The sequence below is a fragment of the Bradyrhizobium sp. INPA03-11B genome (assembly GCF_040446015.1).
Taxonomy (GTDB): domain Bacteria; phylum Pseudomonadota; class Alphaproteobacteria; order Rhizobiales; family Xanthobacteraceae; genus Bradyrhizobium; species Bradyrhizobium macuxiense_A.
The window spans coordinates 1-2433 of sequence record NZ_JASGSR010000251.1 but is presented as its reverse complement, the minus strand read 5'-3'; the positions used below and the strand labels follow the sequence as shown (position 1 = coordinate 2433).

Genomic DNA, 2433 nt, shown 5'->3' with positions numbered 1-2433 from the left:
AGCGATTGCGTACCGACGTGCTGAAGCATGTCAGCGACATCGCGGAGAAATATTTGATCCCGGGCGAGACCCAGGACACCGCGCTGATGTTCGTGCCGTCGGAATCGGTCTATGCCGAGATCCATGACGGCTTCGACGACGTGATCCAGAAGGCCTATCGCGCCCGCGTCGTGCTGGTGTCGCCCTCGCTCCTGATGCTGGCGATCCAGGTGATGCAGCAGATCCTGAAGGACGCACGGATCCGCGACGCCGCCGATCAGATCCGCAACGAGGTGATGCATCTCGGCGACGACCTCGGCCGTTTGCGCGAACGCGTGCTCAAGCTGCAAAACCATTTCGGCCAGGTCAACGAGGACGTCCGGCAGATCCTGATCTCCGCCGACAAGATCGAAAAGCGCGCCGGCCGCATCGAGGAGCTCGATTTCAGCAAGTCCGAGACCCCGATCGAGGTGCCGCGTTTCGTCAAGCCCGCCGCCACCGACCTGTTCCCCGCCCCGCGCAAGCTGCAGGCGGGGGAGTAGATGGAAGCCTGGCTGTCATCTAGCAAATGGTGTCATCGCCCGGCTTGACCGGGCGATCCAGTATCCCAGAGGCCGTAGATGAGCGCGCGCAGCTTCTACGTCTACATCCTCGCCAGCCACATCGGCGGCACGCTCTACATCGGCGTGACAAATGACCTCATTCGCCGTGTGGGCGAGCACAAGCTGAAACTCACGAGAGTTTCACCGAGAAGTACGATGTGGTGAAGCTCGTTTACTTCGAGCAGTTCGATGATCCTGAGAACGCGATCAAGCGCGAGAAGCGGCTGAAGAAATGGCCGCGCGCGTGGAAGATTGCCCTAATTGAGAAGGACAATCCGGACTGGATTGATCTTTATCCGGAGATTGCGGGTGGGGGCGGATAGGCCTCTGGGATACTGGATCGCCCGGTCAAGCCGGGCGATGATAAGTCTTTTTGGGCCGAATCTGGTAACCACCTCTCTATGACCGCACCTGAAGCCTTGTCAGACGCGTCCGCCAAGCCACCCGCAGCCCCCGCCGCCACCTCCTGGCGCGAGGGCCTTGCTGTGTACCTGCAGCCGCGGGTGCTGATCGTGCTGCTGCTCGGGTTCTCCTCCGGGCTGCCGCTGGCGCTCTCTGGCTCGACGTTGCAGGTGTGGATGAAGGAGGCCGGGGTCGATCTCGGCACCATCGGGCTGCTGGCGCTGATCGGCACGCCCTACACGCTGAAGTTCCTCTGGGCGCCGCTGGTCGACGCGCTGCACGTGCCGCTGTTCACGCAAGTTTTCGGACGCCGCCGCGGCTGGCTGCTGCTCTCGCAGCTGCTCTTGATCGCGACGATCCTGCTGCTTGCGGTGGCCGATCCGGCACGCTCGCCGTGGTTCGCGGCCTTTGCTGCGCTGTTGGTCGCAACGGCGTCGTCGACGCAGGACATCGTGGTCGACGCCTTCCGCGTCGAAAGCCTGCCGGAAAGCGAGCAGGCCGCCGGCATGGCGTCCTATGTCGCGGCCTACCGCGTCGGCATGCTGGTCTCGACCGCCGGTGCGCTGTTCATCGTCAGCGGCTTCGAGTCCGCAGGCCTCGTGCGCCCGTCGGCGTGGATGTGGGGCTATGTGGTGATGGCCGCGCTGGTCGTGATCGGCATCGTCACCGCGCTTGCCGCGACCGAGCCGGCGCAATCGAAAGGCGCGGAGGCGGCCACGCAGGCGCAGAACGCTGCCGAGCGGGTGTTTCACGCCGCACTCGGCGCGTTCTCCGAGTTCCTCAGCCGCAAGGACGCACTTGCGGCGCTCGCCTTTGTGGTGCTGTTCAAATTCACCGACGCGTTTTCGGGCACCATGACCGCGCCGTTCGTGATCGACATCGGCTTTTCCAAGGTCGATTACGCGGCGATCGTGAAGGGTGTCGGCCTCGCCGCCACCCTGATCGGCGGCTTTGCCGGCGGCTTCGTGGCGCGCCGCTATTCGCTCGCGCAGAGCCTCTGGATCGGCGGCGTGCTGCAGGCGGTCGCCAACTTCTCGTTCTCGTGGCTCGCGCATGTCGGGGTCGATCAATGGGCGCTGGCACTTGCGATCACCGCGGAGAATTTCACCAGTGCGATCGGCACCGTGATCTTCGTCGCCTATCTGTCGGCGCTGTGCCGCAATCCGCTGCACACCGCGACGCAATACGCGCTGCTGACGGCGCTTGCGGCGGTCGGCCGCACCTATCTGTCATCGGGCGCGGGCTATGTCGCCAAGGCCGTCGGCTGGCAGATGTTCTTCGTGATCTGCGTGCTGGTCGCGGTCCCGAGCCTGATCCTGCTCGCGTGGCTGCAGCGGCGCGGGCATTTTGAGGAACTGGGGCCGGTGCGGGTTTAAAGCGTGATGGCATTAGGTTCGATAGCCTGAATTTTCGAGGTAGTTCGCGCATTCCTCTGGGGTGAATGCTGTCA

The 2433-nt window shown here is 64.0% G+C and carries 2 protein-coding genes and 1 pseudogene; all 3 read left to right on the top strand.

From position 1 onward, the window contains the following. A partial coding sequence (gene rmuC, locus QMZ05_RS40690; protein WP_353705870.1) for a DNA recombination protein RmuC occupies positions 1 to 521 on the top strand: 521 nt, incomplete at its 5' end. A 78-nt stretch (positions 522 to 599) separates the two neighbouring features. Continuing rightward, positions 600 to 904 (top strand): annotated as a pseudogene (locus tag QMZ05_RS40685) (GIY-YIG nuclease family protein). Between the two features lie 78 nt (positions 905 to 982). Then, the gene (locus QMZ05_RS40680; RefSeq protein ID WP_353705869.1) at positions 983 to 2359 is read left to right on the top strand and encodes an MFS transporter; all 1377 of its coding nucleotides are present in this window, start codon (positions 983 to 985) and stop codon (positions 2357 to 2359) included. The last annotated feature ends 74 nt before the right edge of the window (positions 2360 to 2433 follow it).